The 20,385-nt window shown below is 50.9% G+C and carries 17 protein-coding genes; 4 read left to right on the forward strand and 13 right to left on the reverse strand.

The genetic code is table 11. The features are described from left to right. Window positions 1-60 precede the first annotated feature (60 nt). Genes JTN23_RS21230 through JTN23_RS21240 form a run of 3 tightly spaced genes read right to left on the reverse strand, consistent with a single transcriptional unit; the run spans window position 61 to window position 3,794 of the window. On the reverse strand, window positions 61-1,308 hold the full coding sequence (locus JTN23_RS21230; RefSeq protein WP_247237070.1) for a hypothetical protein: 1,248 nt from the start codon (window positions 1,306-1,308) through the stop codon (window positions 61-63). After that, window positions 1,305-2,576, reverse strand: a complete 1,272-nt coding sequence (locus JTN23_RS21235; RefSeq protein WP_247237071.1) for a hypothetical protein — start codon at window positions 2,574-2,576, stop codon at window positions 1,305-1,307. Before JTN23_RS21235 ends, JTN23_RS21230 begins: the two co-directional genes overlap by 4 nt. A 45-nt stretch (window positions 2,577-2,621) precedes the next feature. Further along, window positions 2,622-3,794, reverse strand: a complete 1,173-nt coding sequence (locus tag JTN23_RS21240; RefSeq protein WP_247237072.1) for a hypothetical protein — start codon at window positions 3,792-3,794, stop codon at window positions 2,622-2,624. 310 nt (window positions 3,795-4,104) lie between these two features. Between JTN23_RS21240 and JTN23_RS21245 the strand changes: the two genes are divergently transcribed. Then, entirely contained in the window at window positions 4,105-5,244 is a 1,140-nt protein-coding gene (locus JTN23_RS21245) for an acyl-CoA dehydrogenase (RefSeq protein ID WP_247237107.1), read from the forward strand. 173 nt (window positions 5,245-5,417) lie between these two features. Then, entirely contained in the window at window positions 5,418-6,347 is a 930-nt protein-coding gene (locus tag JTN23_RS21250; RefSeq protein ID WP_247237073.1) for an AraC family transcriptional regulator, read from the forward strand. Window positions 6,348-6,439: 92 nt separating this feature from the next. Here the strand turns inward: JTN23_RS21250 and JTN23_RS21255 are convergent, their stop codons facing one another. From JTN23_RS21255 to JTN23_RS21285, 7 genes are all read right to left on the reverse strand, one after another. Then, window positions 6,440-7,834, reverse strand: a complete 1,395-nt coding sequence (locus JTN23_RS21255) for an NADH-quinone oxidoreductase subunit N (RefSeq protein WP_247237074.1) — start codon at window positions 7,832-7,834, stop codon at window positions 6,440-6,442. Window positions 7,835-7,883: 49 nt separating this feature from the next. Then, window positions 7,884-9,332, reverse strand: a complete 1,449-nt coding sequence (locus JTN23_RS21260) for a complex I subunit 4 family protein (protein ID WP_247237075.1) — start codon at window positions 9,330-9,332, stop codon at window positions 7,884-7,886. A 33-nt stretch (window positions 9,333-9,365) separates the two neighbouring features. Further along, complete coding sequence (nuoL, locus tag JTN23_RS21265) at window positions 9,366-11,285, reverse strand: NADH-quinone oxidoreductase subunit L (protein ID WP_247237076.1); 1,920 nt, start codon at window positions 11,283-11,285, stop codon at window positions 9,366-9,368. An 82-nt stretch (window positions 11,286-11,367) separates the two neighbouring features. Further along, complete coding sequence (gene nuoK / locus JTN23_RS21270; RefSeq protein WP_247237077.1) at window positions 11,368-11,706, reverse strand: NADH-quinone oxidoreductase subunit NuoK; 339 nt, start codon at window positions 11,704-11,706, stop codon at window positions 11,368-11,370. 104 nt (window positions 11,707-11,810) lie between these two features. Next, a complete protein-coding gene (locus JTN23_RS21275) occupies window positions 11,811-12,620 on the reverse strand; it encodes a 3'-5' exonuclease (RefSeq protein ID WP_247237078.1) in 810 nt (269 codons plus the stop codon). Between the two features lie 73 nt (window positions 12,621-12,693). After that, complete coding sequence (gene glpK, locus JTN23_RS21280) at window positions 12,694-14,193, reverse strand: glycerol kinase GlpK (protein ID WP_247237079.1); 1,500 nt, start codon at window positions 14,191-14,193, stop codon at window positions 12,694-12,696. Window positions 14,194-14,386: 193 nt separating this feature from the next. Next, entirely contained in the window at window positions 14,387-15,655 is a 1,269-nt protein-coding gene (locus JTN23_RS21285; protein ID WP_247237080.1) for a hypothetical protein, read from the reverse strand. A 178-nt stretch (window positions 15,656-15,833) separates the two neighbouring features. Here JTN23_RS21285 and JTN23_RS21290 point away from each other — a divergent pair, with 178 nt between their 5' ends. Next, complete coding sequence (locus tag JTN23_RS21290; RefSeq protein WP_247237081.1) at window positions 15,834-16,268, forward strand: nuclear transport factor 2 family protein; 435 nt, start codon at window positions 15,834-15,836, stop codon at window positions 16,266-16,268. Between the two features lie 209 nt (window positions 16,269-16,477). Here JTN23_RS21290 and JTN23_RS21295 read toward each other — a convergent pair whose 3' ends face one another. From JTN23_RS21295 to JTN23_RS21305, 3 genes are all read right to left on the reverse strand, one after another. Then, window positions 16,478-17,215 carry a beta propeller repeat protein gene (locus JTN23_RS21295; RefSeq protein ID WP_247237082.1) on the reverse strand — a complete coding sequence of 246 codons (738 nt, stop codon included), beginning with the start codon at window positions 17,213-17,215 and terminating at the stop codon, window positions 16,478-16,480. Window positions 17,216-17,363: 148 nt separating this feature from the next. Next, a complete protein-coding gene (locus JTN23_RS21300; protein ID WP_247237083.1) occupies window positions 17,364-17,912 on the reverse strand; it encodes an REP-associated tyrosine transposase in 549 nt (182 codons plus the stop codon). A 177-nt stretch (window positions 17,913-18,089) separates the two neighbouring features. Then, window positions 18,090-18,971, reverse strand: a complete 882-nt coding sequence (locus JTN23_RS21305; RefSeq protein ID WP_247237084.1) for a glycoside hydrolase family 16 protein — start codon at window positions 18,969-18,971, stop codon at window positions 18,090-18,092. Between the two features lie 279 nt (window positions 18,972-19,250). Between JTN23_RS21305 and JTN23_RS21310 the strand changes: the two genes are divergently transcribed. Continuing rightward, window positions 19,251-20,375 (forward strand): alpha/beta hydrolase family protein, encoded by a 1,125-nt coding sequence (locus tag JTN23_RS21310; RefSeq protein WP_247237085.1) that lies wholly within the window; start codon window positions 19,251-19,253, stop codon window positions 20,373-20,375. The last annotated feature ends 10 nt before the right edge of the window (window positions 20,376-20,385 follow it).

The raw sequence follows: 20,385 nt of genomic DNA on the forward strand, positions 1-20,385 counted from the left end.
TTGGTCAGTACCTGGTCAGTGTGTGCTTCTGTACTTTCATGTACTGACGGAAGGTAATGCTCACACCCTGGCAGCCTCTCTTTTAGGAAAAGCCAGCCAGATGAAATAGATCGTCAGCGCCACTATACCCGCCTGCATCAGGTAGTCTACTACCAGCGCCGAAGAGGCGAAGACATCCGCCGGAGACAGGTACTTGGGCATATCCATCCGCCACCAGTACGACGGGTGCACCACGCACAGCAGATTATACAGCAGCAACAACCCTACCTGTGTCTTATCTTTCCAGTTAATGATGTAGAATACCAGCGGGAGCAGAAACAGAAATATGTAGTTACTGTAAGCGCTCTGCTGCACGATCATCATGGTAGCGTATATGATCACCCATACGTGCGAGAGCATCAGGTAAAAGGGAGCCGTGCGCAGCCGCCAGCCCGCCAGGGTACCCAGCCCCACCGACAGCAGCAAGCCAATCCAGTTCCAGAACTTCTCCCCCGTACCAATGGAGTTCATGGCCCAGGGATTAAGTACCGACAGGACATTGGGGGCGCGCAGTACATCGGCTTCCCCCAGCGGCTGTGTAAACTCCCACCCCACCAGACTGTAAAGTACCGCCAGCGAAATAAGACCTGCTACGCTGAGGGTAAGCAGCATCTTGATCTTCTCCGTCTCGAGCAGGAACAGGGGGACGAAGATAAGCACGAAAATAGCCTTCGTCATCATCAGTCCCAGGGCTAGTACCAGGCTGTAGGCTACCACGCTCCGGGTGCGCTGCCGCACCAGCCAGGCCAGTACCACAAACAGCCACATCCAAACATCTTCCTGCGCCCCTACCACGCATAAGATCAACGAACCGGGCAGAATCAGGTACAGCAGTGCCTTGTACAGCAGTACCTCCCTCGGCTGACTATTCCGGTAGAATAGCCACGACAGTCCCAGTGCCACGCCATCCATGAGTGTCATGATCAGCACTACCATCCGGGGACTGTACCAGAGCTTGGCGCCGGCGCCCAGAAAGTAAGAGTACAAGGGTGAGTAGGGCGACCAGAAATCAAGATATACCACTTTACCGGCAGCGGCGGCACTCGCCATGTTCCAGAAGCCGATTACATCCGAAGTAGGCTCAAAACCGGCAACAAGGTACACCGCCAGGAAGGGAAGCAGGCGAAACACGATCCAGCCACCTATCAGGAGGGTAAGGGCGCCCGTATTTTTGAGCCGGGCCGTAATGGCCGCCCGCATGTATAGTACTACGCCTACCAGTAGCAGGGCAGCCAGACTCAAGCCTACTTTGGCTAGTATAATACTCATGATAAAACCGGGATTGGGAGCTCGACTACTTTGCGGTAGGCTTGTCTGAGGAACCAGAAGTAACAGGCCACACTCAGTATCTGTAGTACATACTCCAGAATATATATGGGATTGGCAAACATACCAAAGCTGGTATAGTGAGGCTGATCGTAATATACGTATACGAAAGGCTGCACGACCGTCAGCCAGCTTACCGCCAGTAGTATCCCGATGTGCCACGTCTTACGTACATCGACCAGCTCAAACACCACCGCGATCAGATACGCAATAATATAAGCACCCGGCGCACTGGCCTGAAAGATCATCATACATACAAAAGAAGCCACAAACAGACTCGGCAGCGTCTCGGTTATGTGACGCTCGCGGCTGCGGTAGGCCATATAGCTCGGAATAAGTACCGTAAACACCAGCCCAATCCAGTTGAACAGGGTGGATTCTTTCTCATTCACCTTAAAAAACAGCTCGATGTAAGGCCTCAAGATAGAGAACAGGTTGGGCGTCATGAGCTGCTCTGTATGCTGAATAGGCATCAGGAACAGGTCGCCGATCTGGGAGTACAGGAAGGCCAGAGCCGGTAGCCCCACTGCTGCCATAACCAGCAGCATCTTGATGGGCTTACGCACGATCAGGAGCAGGGGCGGCAGGAAGAATATAAAAGTTACCTTAATGGTGAGCAGAGCCAGCGCGAAAAGCAGTCCTATACCAACTTCGTAATCGTCCCGGCGCTTGTACGCGTGCCGTAGCATCAGCAGGGCTATGCCCCAGAACCACACTTCTTCCTGCCCGTCGATCAGTACATACATAAACGTAGCCGGTAGCAGCCAGTACAGAAAGGCGAGCTGTAGCGCATTGGACGACCGGCTCTTGTAGGTTCGGTAGGTAAGCCACAGGATAGCGGTCTCCATCAGTACCATCAGGAGTACTATAGAGCGGGCATTGTGCCACAGCCAGAGCGGCAGACTGATGATATACGCGTATAAGGGAGCATGGTACGACCAGAAATCACGGTAGACAAATCCGCCCGCTTTGGCCCCTTCGGCCTTGTAGAAAAAGAAAGGTACATCGCCGCGGGGATCTTCATTGATTATCAGAAAGACGCCGATCCAGGGGAGTAGCCGAATGAGCAGAAATCCTATTCCGAATACCAGTCCATCCTGCTCATTCTGCCATTTTGCGAAAAGTGATTGCTGACGAACAACCCAGACGATGCCGGCGGTAAGAGCTATATTGAGGAGTATCTTTATAGAAAAAACTTCAAGAATGGACATATCATCAAACTATAATCAAACGAAACAACAAATGGGTACTTTACTTTAATCAAACCACCCCCAGCCGGTCCATCTGTCAAGAAACATAACTGCTTTCAGAGGAAGTGGTTCAGCCCATAGTACTTTATTATACCCCAGCGTATAGCACATAGGATGAATAATACAGATGAGGGCCATCACGAAAAGTAATTTTCGGTATTCGGGCAAAGGTACCATTCTGGCCAGTACCAGGCTACTAATCAGCAGGAACGGAAAGCCATACCCGTACGCCCGGTCAATATCGTGAACAAATATTCCGGTCGTGATCAGTACCAGGAATCCTACCAGCAATGCCACCAGCAACCAGTAGTGCCGGGCCATGTACAGTACATAACCTGCTGCTCCCAGTAATAGCCAGGCTCCCTCAAACGAAGTCCAGAGACTATTGCCCAGCCCTGCCCGGTGGGCATCCGCGAACAGAACCGGAGTACCTTCGGTGGTATACTCATGAAAGAAAAAGTAGGTGCTCATGATGTACCTCCGGAAGATAAAATACAGGATCCAGGAGATGACTACAACCCAGGTAGCCGGTACAAACGCACTTTTTGCTACCGCCCCCAGCGTAGATGCATCTCTTTGGGCCACTAAGGTACGAGCCATCCACCATAAAATAACATAACCTCCGGCTACAATAGCGCGTTCGTCCGTAAAAAAGGCCAGCTGCAGGCACACGAAGAGCAGGAACGGATTCCTGATAAACAGAGCCAGCAGCAGGAAAAAGTAGGCAAATCCGTCGCCGTAGCCGGCCATATCCACCAGGAACCACGAGAACACGAACATATTGGATAAGGCAAGGGCAAAAAAAGCCGTTACTACTTTATCTGCCGTCTGCCGGTAAACCTCCCGGGCGATCAGGTACAGAAAAACGCACCCCAGCAACCCCTGAATCACCACAATAAGAATGACGTTGTGCCCCGTCAGGTACGACAGCAGCGGAAGTACCCACCGCATAACCATATTCTCGCGACGGATGTACACCTCATAGCCGTAGGGATGCAGGATATCCTGGGCCTGGATCTCGATGAAAGCCCAGGCATCCGCGCCTTTAAGAATGGTATAGGGAGGTACTGCCAGGAACCAGGAGAGAACCGCACAAAAAAGGGTCAGGTACAAAAGCCAGTTGGGGCTATCTAGTTTTTCATCAATCCATTGACATAGCCGGTAATACTGCTCTGACAAGGAAAAAATAGTTTGTACCTGCTTCATTTACAAAGGCTGGAATAAAAGTGCTGCAAAGCTAAACCAGACTTTCAATATGCCAAATAGTCCCTAATGTATTTATCCTGTGGCTGTTTTAGTTATGTACGGGCACATCAGCCTTCGTCTTCAGCGCATATTACCTCTCCTGAATAGTATTGTCCACCGGTCACAGTATGCTTGCATACTATATCAAAATAGAATAAATTTGGTTATAACACTATTAGTAATCGAACTACTTCATCAGTAATCAAACTATACGATTATGGCACTAGCTGCAGAATGGACCGGTATGGACTTCAATCTGAGTGAAGAACATAAAGCTGTACAGGAGGCTGCCCGGGACTTCGCACAGAATGAACTACTACCTGGCGTCATTGAACGTGATAATGACCAGAAGTTTGACCCCGCCCTGCTCCGCCGCATGGGTGACCTGGGCTTCATGGGCATGATGGTTGCTCCCGAATACGGAGGAGGAGGTATGGATACGGTCTCGTATGCCATCGCGATCGAAGAGATTTCTAAAATAGACGCCTCGGCGTCGGTCATCATGTCGGTGAATAACTCGCTGGTGTGCTGGGGGCTCGAAAAGTACGGTAACGAAGAACAAAAGCAACGGTACCTGACGCGCCTGGCATCGGGCGAGGTAATAGGGGCTTTCTGTCTTTCGGAGCCGGAAGCCGGCTCTGATGCTACCTCGCAGCATACTACCGCCGAAGACAAAGGGGACTACTACCTGCTCAATGGTACCAAAAACTGGATCACCAACGGCAACACTGCCTTGATCTACCTCGTCATGGCGCAGACCTACCCCGACAAACGCCATAAAGGAATCAACTGCCTGATTGTAGACAGAGGCCTGGAAGGATTCTCCGTTGGTAAGAAAGAGGACAAAATGGGTATCCGGGCTTCGGATACGCACTCCCTGATGTTTGCGGATGTACAGGTACCTAAGGAAAATCGAATCGGTGAAGACGGAATGGGCTTTAAGTTCGCCATGAGTACCCTTAACGGAGGGCGTATAGGTATAGCAGCCCAGGCACTGGGCGTTGCGGCCGGTGCCTACGAGCTGGCGCTGGCCTATGCACTACAACGACGTACTTTTGATAAACCTATCTTTGAGCACCAGGCTGTGCAGTTCAAACTGGCCGAAATGGCCACCCGCATCGAAGCAGCTCGCCTGCTGGTGTACAAAGCGGCCCGCCTCAAGGATGAAGGCAAGGATTTTGTGAAGGCGGCGGCTATGGCCAAGCTCTATGCTTCTGATGTAGCCATGTGGGCTACGACCGAGGCCGTACAGATCCACGGTGGCTACGGCTACGTAAAGGAATATCACGTCGAAAGGCTCATGCGGGATGCCAAAATCACACAGATATACGAGGGTACATCAGAAATCCAAAAATTAGTGATAGCCAGAGAGCTCCTCAAATAGGGTTAGATAACCGTTTATCGAAATTTTCTAAAAAAAGTGCACTATTTGTAGGTAGAATCGTGTACTTTTTTTTTATTTTCGCTATATCGATCCTTGTATTAGTTTTGTACAATTTATTAGATTTGTACAAAATTAGATTTACAAGGCTAACACATGCCTCTAAAATACATGTCATGGAAGATTACAACAAGATTATCGAATCACTTGGGGTGAAGTTTGTGAGGGCTCGACACATCCGTATTTTGCAGCCCATAACAATCAAAAACTTTTATGATGTACAGAACTCACTCACGATTTTGTACGATGGGGAAGTGTCGTTCGGGACAGAAGAACCTCAGAAAGTAGAAATGGGTGATATGCTGTTTATCCCCGGTGGTAAGCACGCTACAGTTACGTACGGTAACTCGGCTCTGGCCAAGACTGTATCTAACGAGGAGTTTATGACCAATCGTGACAACTACTTCGAAGCCAGTCACGAGCCAGCTATGATCGGTCAGATCCCTAACTCATTCGGACTGATATCTTTTGAGGCGAAGGTTTTCGATACCGTTAACTTCTTTACTTCGCTGGATATCCCTCCTTTCCTGATCAAGCGCGATGATAACATGGCCGCTACCATCAATCAGGTACTGGCCGAAGAAATGACCGACACACCCGGTAAGGGACGCGTGATCAAGATCAAGACCGAGGAGGTAGTGATCGAGATTATCCGCTATATATTAAAGAACAAGCTATTCGTTGAGCAGCTCGTTACCAACAGTACCTACTTCAAAGACCCCCGTCTGATCGATATTTTTGCCTATATCAAGGACAACCTGGGTGGTGACCTGTCGAACAAAGTACTGGCTAATGTGGCCAACGTATCTGAAGACTACGTAGGGCAGTACTTCAAGATGCTGACTGGTATCAACCCGCAGGACTACATCGAGTACCAGCGTATGGAGAAAGCCGTTGACCTGCTCCGTACTTCCAAGAAGAGCATCCGTGCCATCGGTGCTGATGTAGGATACAAAGACACCGCGTACTTCTGCCGTCGCTTCAAGATGATGTTCGGTATACCGGCAGGTAAGATGCGTCGTCGTGAGTCACTGATGAACGTGTAAGACTACACAGTCTGGTACATAGATCACTACCAAAAAGGAGAGGCGGCTGGATATCCAGCCGCCTCTTTGTGTATGATGAAATGAGTGAACTACTAGAGAAGCTGTTCGAAGAAGCCCGGAGCCAGGCCAAACAGTATAGTAATGACCGTAGCTGCCACCAGTACGATCTGGTAAAAAGGAGCCACGCGAATCTTGGCTGTGTTGCCTTCTTTCATGTAAGAAGCGATCACCACCCGGAAGTAGTAGTAGATACCAACCGCTGACATCAGCACGGCCACTACCAGCATCCACATCAGCCCGCGATCAGCGGCGCTGCTAAACACAAAGAACTTGCCCCAGAAGCCCGCAGTAAGCGGAATACCCGCCAGCGACAGCATCGATACCGTTAGCACAAAGGCCAGGAGCGGGTTCTGCTTAGCCAGTCCGTTGAAGGCATCATAGCTCTCGTTAGGACGGCCGTCCAGCGACTTTTCCTTGGCGATCAGCATCAGTACGCCAAAGGCACTGATGGTAGCCACCGAGTAAGCCATAGAGTAAAACAAGATGGACCGTTCAGTCTGCTCGGTAAGGGCCGTCAGAGCGATCAGCAGGTAGCCGGCATGTGATATACTTGAGTAGGCCATCATCCGCTTAAAGCTATTCTGATAGACAGCTACTATGTTACCCACAAACAGCGTCAGCACGGTAATAGCGGCGAGGGTAACCCACCAGAAGTCATAGATACCCGAGAACGAGTGGGCCATCAGACGGAAAATAGCGGCGAAACCGGCTGTTTTCACGATGGTGGACATAAACGTGGTAAAAATGGAAGGAGCTCCATCGTATACGTCGGGAGTCCAGAAGTGGAAAGGAGCCGCCGAAACTTTGAAGAGCATCCCAATCAGTAACAGCAGCAATCCGCCGTACATAATATACGATTGAGCCGCCGGACCCGCACTCACAAACCCGCGGATACCCGTCAGGGTGAATGTACCGGTAGCACCGTACAGTAGGGCTATTCCAAATATCATGATACCCGTTGCGAAGGATCCCATCAGGAAGTACTTAAGGGAGGCCTCGTTGGAAAGCGTATTGCGCTTTTCGCTTCCGGTAAGAATGTACATGGCTACGGAAAGTATCTCTACTCCCACAAAAAGCATGATCAGGTGCTCGTACCCGATCATCATAAAGGCTCCTACGAGTGAGAAGGTCATGATGGCAAAGTACTCAGCGGGCTGAGCCTCTTCGTCATCCTGAAAGCCCCGGGTCATGGCCGCGATCATAAAGGCCGATACCAGTACAATGGCATTGAATGCCAGGGTAAGGTTAGTTACCGAGAACATTCCGTAGAAGTACAGAAGAGGCCCCTGGTTCCAGTCGATAAAGTTACTTCCCAGCGCCAGGGCCAGGAACAGCAGCGTAGCGGGTAGTAAGATATTCTTTGATTTCAGAAATCCCAGAAACAGGAGGACGATACCAAGAACGGACAACAGTACAATAGGATACATAATTATGGATAGTCGTTAGTCGTCAGGCCGGCTACATCATTAGCCCTTATCAACCATTTATGAAACGTAGTAATTGACTTACAGTAGGCTCCGTCAGGCTCAGGAACGTAGAGGGATAGATCCCAATCCAGAATACCATAGCAACCAGGGGTATCAGCACCGCCCGCTCGCTCAGGCTCAGATCAGCGAAGTGCTCGGCTACCTCCGTACGGGGACCAAACATCGACCTCTGGAAAAGACGCAGCATATATACTGCTCCCAGAATGATGGTAAGTCCGGCAACGGCACCCAGCCAGCCGTTGTACTGGTACACCCCCGCCAGCAGCAGGAATTCACCCACAAAGGCATTGGTCAGAGGCAGGGCCACGCTACCCAGCAGCAGGATCATAAAATACACCGTTAGCTGAGGTGTGTTCTTGGTAATACCTCCCAGCTGATCGAGGTTACGGGTCCTGGTGCGGGAGAAGATAATCTCTACGATAAAGAACATCCCTACCACGTTGATCCCGTGCGCCAGCATCTGAATCAGGGCTCCCTGCAGACCATTTAATGTCGTAGAGAACACACCAGCGGACATCAGGCCTACGTGCGCGAAGGATGAATACGCAACCAGACGCTTCATATCACGCTGCTTGATGGCGATGATCGAGCCGTATACAATACCTATTACTGACAGTACGATGGCTACCGCGCCCCAGTCTTCCAGAGCCATAGGGGCGATAGGGAGCAGCAGACGAATCAATCCATACACCCCCATTTTTAGCATGATACCCGCCAGCAACATAGTAGCCGGTGTAGGCGACTCGGTGTAGGTATCGGGCTGCCACGTATGGAACGGGAATATCGGCATCTTGATCGCGAAGGCTATGAATAACCCCCAGAATACCCAGCCTTGTACGGCGGGATCTAGCTGCAGGTTGTAGAAAGCAGCAATCTCGGAAGTGTGCGTACCGGGCGTCTGGAAGTACAGGTACACAAATGCCACCAGCATGAACAAGCTTCCGAAGATGGTATAGATAAAGAACTTGAAAGTTACCTTCAGGCGGTTCTCTCCTCCCCACAGGGCCGACAGGAAGTACACCGGTATCAGCGCCGCTTCGAAGAACAGGTAGAACAGGAAGGCATCAGTAGCGGTAAATACGCCTACCAGCGCCGCTTCCATAAAAAGGATCAGCGAGTAGAAAGTGGGTGCATTACGATACTCATGACCAAAGGTAGAGAGTACGATCAGTGGCGTCAGGAAGGTAGTCAGCAGTACCAGCAGCATACTGATGCCGTCAATGCTGGCTCCCAGGGTAACCCCCGCCGACTTGATCCAGTCGTACTTGAAACCAAACTGCTGACCACCCACCGGATCAAACTGCATCCACACGACCAGCGCGACAGCCAGCTCGGCCACTGCCCCAAGCAGGGCCAGCAGCCTGGCATTACGCCCGCCGAAGCTTAGTGTAAGTATTCCTGTAAGGACAGGTATAAGTATAAGAAGGAGAGTAAACATAAGTTTAAATCTTGTTCTTTATCGAAAAGTGTTTTAGCGAATCAGCAGGTTCCAGAATAAAATCGCAACGATACCTACAACCATCGCAAATATGTAGTAGCCGACCGAGCCCGTCTGCATTTTACGCAGTTGCCCCGACAAGGCTTTTACCAGTCGTCCGGTACCCAGTACAATCAGGTCAATAAAGAATTCACCAAAGCTGTACAAGAGGTTTGACAGGGCACTGATTGGTTTTACAAATACTCCACTGTAGAGTTCGTCTATGTAGTACTTGTTATATACCAGACGCTCCAGTGACGAACGCTCCGCTGTGTCGGGAGCCGGCACCGAGCTACGGCTGACATACATTACATAGGCAGCAATAGCGGCGATCAGAGCAGCGGCTACCGAAATACCCATCAGCATAAATTCTTCGGAATGGCTCAGCGTAGTAGCCGCAAAAGCTTCGGGATTGACCTGACGGGCTCCGTCATAAAGCGGACTCATAAACTCTGCCAGCTGGTGAGTACCTCCCAGTACTTCGGGTACTCCCATGAATCCACCTACGGCCGAGAAAATAGCCAGAATAACCAGTGGTATGGTCATGGAAGCCGGTGACTCGTGCAGATGATGCTCCTGCTCATGAGTACCCCGGAACTGGCCGAAGAAGGTTAGGAACAACAGACGGAACATATAGAATGACGTCATCAGAGAACCCAGTACGCCAAGTGCCCACAGCAGCTTGTTGTGCTCGTAGGCATGCGCCAGGATCTCATCCTTAGAGAAGAAACCCGCAAACGGAGGTATACCCGCAATGGCAATGGTACCAATCAGGAAGGTAAGGAAGGTAATAGGGAGCTTCTTGCGCAGGCCACCCATCGAGCGAATATCCTGCTCATCGGACATGGCATGAATCACGCTACCAGCTCCGAGGAAGAGCAGCGCCTTGAAGAAGGCGTGCGTAATAACATGGAACATGGAGGCTGAGTAAGCCATCACGCCCAGCGCCACAAACATATAGCCCAGCTGACTCACCGTCGAGTAAGCCAGTACTTTCTTGATGTCGTTCTGCAGTAGACCAATGGAAGCGGCCAGTAGTACCGTGGCTATACCCACAATAGCAACTACTTCCAGCGTAAACGGCGCCAGGGAATACAGCACGTTGGAACGGATCACCATATAAATACCCGCCGTCACCATGGTAGCGGCGTGAATCAGGGCCGATACCGGCGTAGGTCCCGCCATCGCGTCGGGCAGCCAGGTAAACAGAGGAATCTGCGCTGATTTACCCATAGCTCCCACAAAGAGCAGAAGCGTAATAGTAACCACGACCGGATCACCTACCGACAGGCCAGCAGCCTGACGAAATACGTCGGTATACTCTACCGAGCCGAAGGTGGCGATAATGGTAAAGATACCCAGCAGGAAGCCTAGGTCACCGATGCGGTTCATGATGAAGGCTTTGCGGGCAGCGTTGTTGTAGTTGGTATTGGTGTTCCAGAAGCCGATCAGCAGGTACGAACAAAGACCTACCCCTTCCCAGCCGATGAACATGATCACGTAGTTGGAGCCCATCACGAGCAGCAGCATGAAGAAGAGGAAGAGGTTCAGAAAGGCAAAGAATTTGCCGAACCCTTCATCGTGCTTCATGTAGCCGATAGAGTAAATGTGGATCAGAGAACCTACCCCCGTCACGATCATCAGCATCAGTAACGACAGCTGGTCGATCTGGAAGGAAAATGGAATGTTGAGGTTCCCGACGGTAATCCAGTCAAAGAGCGATACGACCTGTGGCTGACTACCGGCCGCTTTGAATGCACTTAGTACGGCCACTGATACCGCAAAACTACCCAGGGCAGCCAGCGAACCGATCACTCCCACGGCCCCCTTTGGGACGCGACGAAATCCGATACCATTAATAAGAAAACCTATTAAGGGAAGGAGGGGTATCAGAATGAGTAAAGAAGCAGACATAAAGTTAAAAGGAATATTGAGTGGTTAGCCGCTAATGGTTATTCGGTGAATGTGGCATTCGCCGACACGTACAGTAGCTTAATCACCATTTTAGTTTGTTAAGGAAACCAATATCCGTCGTCCGGGTATTTCGATAGATCATTACGATAATAGCCAGACCTACCGCTACCTCCGCGGCAGCAACGGCCATGATGAAGAATACGAAAACCTGTCCGGCCGGATCGGATTTATAGGAAGAGAAAGCAATCAGGAGCAAATTGGCGGCATTCAGCATCAACTCTATCGACATGAAGATAACGATAGCATTGCGTCGGGTAAGTACTCCAATAATACCAATGACGAACAGAGCTGTACTGAGTATCAAGTAATTTTTTAGAGGAATAAGCTGTATAATCTCCGGTATAGCCGGGGTCTGCAACATAGAGGGTTCCATTATTGTATTTTTCTTAGCTTCAGATTCACAATAAAAATTTGGACAAAACTACTCATAAATCCTACTTACTCAATACTTATCTTCGGATAATTCTATCTTTGAGTAAGGGCTCTTAGCTTTATTTCGGTCAGTTTACGCTTTGTATCCAGCGGAAATTCTCCTTTGAGCATCCAATCGTAATAGAAAGGCTCCTCTTTGAGTACATCAAAAACCCGCTTGCCGTTATGCTTCCCAAAGTTAAATACTTCCTCACCCTTATCGTTATATATCATTCGTCCGGCAAAATCGACGGAGCGGGTAGCGGTCAGATTATGTAATATTTCTATGTCGTTCTGAACCGGCTCAATTTCATTCCCTTTTTCATCTTTGATCTTCACGCCGGCGTAGCGAGATATCTGAGCGTTAAGTACTTCGTAGGTAGCCAGGGCATCGGCTTCGGCGGTGTGGGCATCAATCAGCTCTTTTCCGCAGTAGAACTTATAGGCGGCAGACAGGCTGCGGGGCTCCATCAGGTGGAATATGCGCTGAGCATCCACCAGGCGGCGTCCCTTTACATCAAAATCCACCCCTACCCTCAGGAACTCCTCCATGAGCAGGGGCACGTCAAAGCGGTTGCTGTTGAAACCCGCCAGATCACAACCCTCCAGAAAAGCCGCTATACTCTTGGCGATGCCTTTGAAAGTAGGACAATCTTTTATGTCTTCGTCGTAGATCCCGTGGATCATACTTGACTCCACCGGAATAGGCATCTCCGGATTTACCCTGTGCGTACGTATGTCCAGCTCACCGTTTGGCAATGCCTTCACCACGGATATCTCTACAATTCTATCGCGTATAACGTTAATTCCCGTAGTCTCAAGATCAAAAAAAGCCAATGGCCTTTTCAGGACTAATGTATGCATAGCTAAGTATTTATGGAGCTAAATGTGCCGCGAAGTTACGGGTTAGGTTGCAGATAGCCCAACTTATCCTGTTTTAATCCATCCAGCCGAAGGATTTTGTAACTGCTTTGCTCCATCCCTGCTGCAGTTCAGACCGCTTATCGTCCTCCATAGAGGGCTCCCAGGTATGCGCTACTGACCAGTTGTGGCGCAGGTCTTCGATACTGTTCCAGTAGCCTACGGCCAGTCCGGCGGCATAGGCAGCCCCCAAGGCGGTGGTTTCGGCTACGGCAGGGGCCACCACCGGCGCTCCCAGCATATCCGCCTGAAACTGCATCAGCAGCTGGTTAGACACCATACCGCCATCTACCCGCAGCGACGATAACCGGATACCCGCATCCTGCTCCATGGCCTTTACCACGTCCATACTCTGGTAGGCGGTAGCCTCCAGTACCGCCCGGGCTATATGTCCTTTGTTGACATAGCGGGTCAGTCCGGCTATGACCCCGCGGGCGTCGTTGCGCCAGTAGGGAGCGTACAGTCCCGAGAAGGCCGGTACGCAGTAAGCACCTCCGTTGTCCTCCACGGTCTGGGCCAGCGCTTCGATATCACTACTTTTCTGGATCAACCCCAGATTGTCCCGTACCCACTGCACCAGTGCCCCGGCAATGGCTATACTTCCTTCCAGCGCGTACTGCACCGGCTGGTCACCAAACTTGTAGGCGATGGTAGTCAGGAGACCATTTTCGGATAGCTTCAGTTCATCACCGGTGTTCATCACCATAAAGCAGCCCGTGCCGTAGGTATTCTTGGCCATACCGGGCTCGAAGCAGGTCTGCCCTACCAGCGCTGCGTGCTGGTCGCCCAGGATACCGGCTATGGGTACGTGGGGTAGTACCTCCGACGATACCTCTCCGTATACCTCGCTGCTGCTCCGGATGGTAGGCAACATAGCCCTGGGTACACCATAGGTAGCCAGCATATCATCGTCCCACTGCAGGGTACGCAGGTTCATGAGCTGGGTACGGCTGGCGTTGGTCACGTCCGTCACGTGGATACCTCCCCGCGCTCCACCCGTCAGGTGCCAGATCACGAACGTATCCATGTTCCCGAACAGCGCCTCACCCTTTTCAGCGTCGTCCCGCACCCCTTCTACATTATCCAGTATCCATTTCAATTTCAATCCGCTGAAATAGGTGGAAACGGGCAATCCCGTCTTCTCCCTGAACTGATTCAGTCCGCCCTCCTTTTCGTACTTCGCCACCAGGTCACCCGTACGGGTATCCTGCCACACCAGAGCGTTGTAGTAGGGCTTGCCGGTGCGGCGGTTCCATACCACAGTAGTTTCGCGCTGATTGGTAATACCGATGGCCGCTATATCCGACGAGGTAGCCGAGGCTTTAATACGCGCCAGCGCTATCACTTCCAGGGTATTTTTCCAGATCTCATCGGGGTTATGTTCCACCCAGCCCGGCTTGGGGTAAATCTGTTCGTGCTCCTTCTGTCCCACCGAGATGATGTTTCCCTGGCGGTCAAAAAGAATGCAGCGGGTACTGGTGGTTCCCTGGTCAATAGCGGCAATGTATTTGGACATGTTACTAGTTGGGTTTAGCTTGTCGTAGGAATAAAGAGGGAAATAGATAAATTTTCCTAAGAGAGCCAAATAGATTTGCGGATTTGTGGTGTGGGCATCCGTATCCCTATCAACAGATGTTGCCGCTGGATTAACTTTCCAGCGGCAACGATAGTACGTGTAGGATGTCAGTATATCGGTAAAAACGGGGCTACTACCACGAGTAGTGTAGCCCTAGCTGCGGAAGCGATACTACGCCATTATCCACTGTTGGATAAGTAGGCCGCAGCATATATACTCCCAGGTCGGCTTTGAGGTGGTGGCTCAGACGAATGCTAACGCCGGGCATAAAGGCGATGAACTGCCAGGCGTGCCGGTAGCTGTCGCCGGTCTCCTGCCCGATCAGGTACGACGCCTCTATAAAGGGGGAGAATGCTGTAGTACTGATGTGGTACCTCGTCATGGGCCCCACTGCCCAGCCCCGCAGGGGCGCATCGATAGGTACTATGGTTGAGTAAGCACCAAAGCCTACTGCCCCCACCAATACACGGTCCGTCACGAAGTGTCCGCCTTTGAGAGCTACGTTGGCAAAGCTACCTCCAGTTTGATAGGGTATGGCTACGCCCGAAAAGCCTGCCATGGATGAACCAGCCGTAAAATCGGCCCAATTGGCATGGCGGCGGTTAGGGATAGCAGCGTTATAGGGAGTCTGAAAAGTCCCCTTCTGCTTCCAGTCCAGGCTTTGCTTGTAGCCGATCTGCAGCGAGGCAAAGCTACCGCGGCTCACGACGTTGGCTTTGTACTTTATGCCATTCAGGTCCAGTTCGCGGGTCGAGATACGGAACAGGTCGCGGAGACCGTTGTTGTACAGGAACTGCAGCGTAAGGGCACGGTACTGGCCGATCTTGTAGTCCACGCCGCCCCGCAGGGTAAAGGCAAAGCCATTGTTACGGGTATGGGTGCTTACCAACTCGTAGTTATATACGTCGCCCGGCCAGTGGCCGTCGGTCATGCGGTTGCTGCGCTCCCTCACGAAGCCATCGTACCGGTTGACGATCAGGCTGGCATCCACGCCGCCATTCAGAATAAACCGTCGCCAGAAGAGGCGCGAGTTGTAGGTCAGACCCATATTGAGGTTGGCGGGCGAAAACTGCGTGTAGCCGTTGTTGCGCCCCCAGCCACTGATGGTACCGGTCGAATCGCGGAATATAAAGCTGGTGCGGGTCCCTACCTTGAGGTTGGCGGTACGTACACCCAGCCGGAACGACAGGTGGGGCGTGAGGCTCCGCTCCGCCGACAGGTCAAACGCTACCCCCAACCCGTTGGGGGCTTCAAACTGTCCGGAAGGAATGGGTTTGTCAGAGTAGAGCCGGTTGAGCGAAACCGATGGCCCTAAGGAGGTACTCAGCCGCCACGGGCTTTGCGCCATGCCTAGTGTTACACTACCTACCACCAAAAAGAATACGCGTAAAGTTTGTTTCATAGGCACGTAATCGTTTCAATTCTGAGTTAACACTAATATACTGATTAGAAGCACTTCATGACATACCCTTTACTAATACTTATCCTAAAATGTTTTGAGCTCAGAGGCCTTTTCTGCACATTACTCACTAAAGTTCGTAAGCGTCATCCAACTACTACCCAACTACCTGCTATTTGCCATGAAAAATCTAGTATTTACTCTCCTATTTGCACTAAGTACCCTTGCTACCTACGCCCAGTCCGGCAGCCTTTCCGCCCAGGATCCCACGGCTAGTACCCATGCCTTTTTTGAGGCCCTGCTGAACGAAGATGGCCGCGCCCTGGGTAGCCTGCTCACCCCGGATTTTGGTATCGTGAGTTTCGACGGAAGCATCATCGACGGAGGTACCCTTGCCCAATCGGTAGCCGGAGGCTTCATAGTAATTGACTCGGGTACCCTATACAGCCTCCGTACCCGCACCTATGGCGATGCCGCCGTTACGAATGGTAACTGGCAGGTGAGGGGCACATTCCAGAACCGGGGCTTTGATACCGAAGTGGTATTTACGGTAGTATCCGTACGGCAGGGCGGTAGCTGGAAAGTAGCCTCCGTGCAGATGACGCCTACGCGGTAGTACACTTACGGGTGTTCTTTAGAGTACTTTCACGGTAGGCTCCGCCGCCGACACCATGTACCTCGGCCAGTACCGCAGCTATCCGGGTGGTAGGAAGGTGGTAGTGGAGTAGGTTGATTATCGCGGCTGCGCGCCCCGGTTGCAAACGCTAGTGGATGCAACCCCAGCGGGGGACCGTCCCGATTGCAAATCGGGGTGAGCGGGAGACATCAGGGCAGCGGATTCTTTGAAATATAAACGACTCCTCTACCTTTCCTGCTGTTACAAAACGAAAAGGGTTCACCTGTTTTGCCACCTCGTCCACAGACGGCATCAGTCCCAGAAATGTAAAGGCGCTGCTTACTGTCTAAATATAAACTGCGCAACTGATGAAGTTGAGGGAGGACAATTTCACGTCCATCTGACGTAATGACACCAGGGGTCTCAAAATGGCCGGATGTCGCCATCGGACTGTCCACAAAAACTTGGTTGATTTTGTAGGATAAGCCATTCGGCGCTATGACCGGATTGGCGTAAAGTTGCTGATGTGTGACAGGGCCGATAGCGGACCATTTATCGAAAAAGAGATTTACCTTTCGGTATGGTGTCCAGCTTTTTCCGTCGTCAACGCTGTATTTGCCAGCGTTAACAAAAACTTGTCTGTCTTGTTCGGTCATAAGTCCATTCATAGCAAACAGCGTGTCCCTGTATTCAATTATACCTGATATACCACTTTGCTGCGAATCGACTTCCTGCCAGTTTCTGCCTTGATCGGTTGAGCGGAATATATTGAAGGTAGTTGCTATCAGAAGGGTATTATCTCGGTCCCCCCATACCCCCTGTATCTGCTGGTCGATAGGTGACTTGAGTGTGTACCAGTCCCGGTACTCAGGTTCTACCGTGTCCAATTCTGTCCTATTGCAAGATAATATTCCGAGCAGAATCAGAAGGCAAAAGGTATCTCTCATGGATATCAGATTTAGGTATTAAGTTAGTTAAAGTTATAACAGTCTGTCTAAAAACAAAGCTGTGAATACATTCACCCCTGCTCACCCCGATTTGCAATCGGGGTTGCATCACATAGCGTTTATAACGCGATAAATATCAAACAAAATCCTATAATAACTCCACATCCAGCAGGCCCTTAATTCCTGCATAGGTCCGCGCCGAGCTAAACAGATAATGCTCCGGCTCCTCTACTATCAGATTCCGCACCGGGTTCTGGTGAATGTAGTGCAGCTTTTCCAGCAGAAAAGCTTGGGAGGTACATTCCTCAGCCTGATTCCCATCCTGCCAAAACTTATACTCCTTCACATTCGTCTGGTACTTCCCGGCATAGGCAAAGCGTTGAAGCATCCAGTCGCGGCGGCTTTCCGGCTCTTCCTGAATCGCTTTCACAAGCTGCTTGGACGTATGCTTTTTCATATCCCGCAGGATGTCCGAGAGGTTATAACCATCAGCCGCGGCAGCTAACAGATGCAGATGGTTGGACATAAGGCACCAGCCATACAGCTGTAGTCCTTTCTGCTGTTGGCAATAGCGTAGTGAGTCAACTATGATGTAGCGGTAGGCGGGGCGACTAAACACATCCACCCAATCCACTACCGTCATGGTGAGGAAATACACGCCTTCCTGGTTGCGAATGAAGTACTGGCTGCTGGGCATAAAGCGTCTATGTGGTATGTTATAACTCCTACTAGAGCAGCTTGGGTTATAGTAGAGCGTTGCAAACGCTAAATGAAGCAACACCCGATTACAAATCGGGGTTAGCAGGTGTTAGCAGGTGTTAACAAGTTCACATACAACAGCTCAACCAACTCCAACAAACAGTACTCGTCAGCCTTACTTCTTCATGGGCTCATACGACATCCAATCCACTTCCAATGGGTAGCGGTTGCGCGGCTTTTCGAGCGACTGGGGGTTCGTCTCGACCGACCAGTTGTCCGTATGCCAGAAATTCATCCGGTAGTGTGAAGCATTTTGCGGAATACCCAGAGATGATCCCTGATAATCCCAGAGCACAATTTTGTCGCCCGTGGTCGGGTGGAGCATCCACCAGCGGATGCGGTCGGGGTACCAGTCGAAGCCGTAGGTATAAAAGCGGGCCGAGGCGTCATAGTCCGCGAGGGCGGCAATGCGTTCGGGCTGGTTCTGGCGTCCGGACAGCGGGGTAGACGCTCCACTGTGGGTTACTCGATGGATGGTATTGTAGATGGTACCCTCGGCGAGGTTAATCGTACGCCCAACCCGCACCAGGGAGTCGGTCGGGCCCGTCCAGGTACCTACATAGATGATCTCAGGATCGGCCAGGAGCCATTCAAAATCAATTTCGCTCAGTCCGGGTATACTGTCGACGTGGTAGGTAAAGTACCCCACAACTGCCCCGACGTTGGGTTGAGTCTGGCGGACATCCGGAATTTTGAGCCGGGCAGAGTAGGTACCAAAATGGGTGAAGTCTTTGGATATAATCTCCGGCCCCTTCCCCGCGCCCGCTGCCTCGGCAGGATCGAGCTGAAACAAGAGTACCTTCGTAGCTGGCTCCGACGGAGCGGGTACGCCGGACTTCCATTTAAAATCGGCCTTAGTCCCGGTGGAACCATACCTGAAATTTTGGAGCGATGAGTTACTGAAATCTTCCTTGAAAGCAGCGTGGTACTTTTTAGGCTGGGCGTTAGCCGTCAGGCTGATTATCCAAATGAGAGTGATCAATAGTAGTCTTTTCATGTTGCTTTATTTGAACACCCTGGAATAGGCGTGTCTGCAAAATACAAAATGGCCGCTAAAACAAGCATAAAGCAACACGCTAAATCCTAAGCGGATAGGCAGCCCTACCGTACATAATCCTGGATTACCGTTTAACAAAAACCCGGTAATATAATGTACCTGCTTCCGTTTGCTTCACTAGTGTCTGCTATTTCCCCTCCTGAGGTTAGGAAGAAGAAGTAGATCAGAACAGAGTAATGATAGCATACCTTCAAACCCTAATTAGCCAAAGAAAGCGCCATGAAAAAAACATTCATTCTATTCATTCTTCTGTCTGTAACGAGATACGGCTGGTCACAGGACCAGGCAGAGCCCTTGGTACTTCCTAAGCCATCGGGAAAATTTCAGGTAGGTCGATATGGGTTGAGTTTGAAAGACCCTTCGCGTCAGAACCGGGAAATCCCCCTGTTTATCTACTACCCTACTACATCTGTCAGTACCACCAGTTATATCATTCCGACTGACGAATGGCGGCAGCAGTACCTGCCCGTGTTACAAAAGAAATTAGGTGGTGAAGCAGGCAAAGCAGTGGCTTTTGGGAAAGCTTATTTTACCGAAGGCCTTCGTCTGAATGGAAAGGAGAAATTTCCTTTGATCCTGTTTGCACCCGGTATGGGCTGGTCCACACTTGAGTACAGCTACATCATTCAGGAGCTGGTGAGTGCCGGGTACATGGTAGCCGCTCTCAACTCCTCTCCCCTGGCTCCCGTTCTGCAGGCCTCCGATGGTACGTTCATAGCCGCCGATAAGCCCAAAGACAGCTATCAGTTAATAGCGGATGACATTACATTCGTATTGCACCAGATCAAAACCGGAAGCGCACCCTTACAAAATATAACAAAGCATATAGATCCGGCAAGAGTTGCTCTGGCCGGACATTCACTCGGTGGTGCCGCCGCCCTACTGGCTGCAGATATAAATCCGGAGATCAAAGCGGCAGTAAATATGGATGGAGATATGATGGATGCCAGCCTGAAAGCGGCTCCGCGAGGATCTGTCCTGTTTTTAAACCAAATCCCTGCTGCATTCGACAAGAAATCCTTTACCGAAATGCAGGCAGATCCTGACCTGGGATGGCGGTATCAGCAAATGACTAAAGCCACGGCCCATGCTTCGCAGGGAAAGTACATAGCCATTGCAGGAATGTACCACTCCAACTTTCAGGACTACGCGCTACTTCCCACGGTTATGATTCCTGAGAATATCCGTAAATACAGATTAGGACCCATTGATGGAAACAAGTGCCTCCAGCTAATCAGCAAGACACTCATCTCGTACTTCGATGAGGCTCTGAACGGAAAGAAAGCGGATCGAGCCCCCTTTGAAAAGGAAAATCCAGACCTGCGGGTGACTACTCTTAAATAAGAAAAAGCCT

This window comes from Telluribacter roseus, assembly GCF_017355915.2.
Classification (GTDB): domain Bacteria; phylum Bacteroidota; class Bacteroidia; order Cytophagales; family Spirosomataceae; genus Telluribacter.

What these genes read in the sequence shown, in the direction of transcription:
- JTN23_RS21230 (WP_247237070.1), bottom strand. Translation starts at nt 1,308, where the DNA reads ATGAGTATTATACTAGCCAAAGTAGGCTTGAGTCTGGCTGCCCTGCTA.
- JTN23_RS21235 (WP_247237071.1), bottom strand. Translation starts at nt 2,576, where the DNA reads ATGTCCATTCTTGAAGTTTTTTCTATAAAGATACTCCTCAATATAGCT.
- JTN23_RS21245 (WP_247237107.1), top strand. Translation starts at nt 4,105, where the DNA reads ATGGACTTCAATCTGAGTGAAGAACATAAAGCTGTACAGGAGGCTGCC.
- JTN23_RS21250 (WP_247237073.1), top strand. Translation starts at nt 5,418, where the DNA reads ATGGAAGATTACAACAAGATTATCGAATCACTTGGGGTGAAGTTTGTG.
- JTN23_RS21255 (WP_247237074.1), bottom strand. Translation starts at nt 7,834, where the DNA reads ATGTATCCTATTGTACTGTTGTCCGTTCTTGGTATCGTCCTCCTGTTT.
- JTN23_RS21260 (WP_247237075.1), bottom strand. Translation starts at nt 9,332, where the DNA reads ATGTTTACTCTCCTTCTTATACTTATACCTGTCCTTACAGGAATACTT.
- nuoL (WP_247237076.1), bottom strand. Translation starts at nt 11,285, where the DNA reads ATGTCTGCTTCTTTACTCATTCTGATACCCCTCCTTCCCTTAATAGGT.
- nuoK (WP_247237077.1), bottom strand. Translation starts at nt 11,706, where the DNA reads ATGTTGCAGACCCCGGCTATACCGGAGATTATACAGCTTATTCCTCTA.
- JTN23_RS21275 (WP_247237078.1), bottom strand. Translation starts at nt 12,620, where the DNA reads ATGCATACATTAGTCCTGAAAAGGCCATTGGCTTTTTTTGATCTTGAG.
- glpK (WP_247237079.1), bottom strand. Translation starts at nt 14,193, where the DNA reads ATGTCCAAATACATTGCCGCTATTGACCAGGGAACCACCAGTACCCGC.
- JTN23_RS21285 (WP_247237080.1), bottom strand. Translation starts at nt 15,655, where the DNA reads ATGAAACAAACTTTACGCGTATTCTTTTTGGTGGTAGGTAGTGTAACA.
- JTN23_RS21290 (WP_247237081.1), top strand. Translation starts at nt 15,834, where the DNA reads ATGAAAAATCTAGTATTTACTCTCCTATTTGCACTAAGTACCCTTGCT.
- JTN23_RS21295 (WP_247237082.1), bottom strand. Translation starts at nt 17,215, where the DNA reads ATGAGAGATACCTTTTGCCTTCTGATTCTGCTCGGAATATTATCTTGC.
- JTN23_RS21300 (WP_247237083.1), bottom strand. Translation starts at nt 17,912, where the DNA reads ATGCCCAGCAGCCAGTACTTCATTCGCAACCAGGAAGGCGTGTATTTC.
- JTN23_RS21305 (WP_247237084.1), bottom strand. Translation starts at nt 18,971, where the DNA reads ATGAAAAGACTACTATTGATCACTCTCATTTGGATAATCAGCCTGACG.
- JTN23_RS21310 (WP_247237085.1), top strand. Translation starts at nt 19,251, where the DNA reads ATGAAAAAAACATTCATTCTATTCATTCTTCTGTCTGTAACGAGATAC.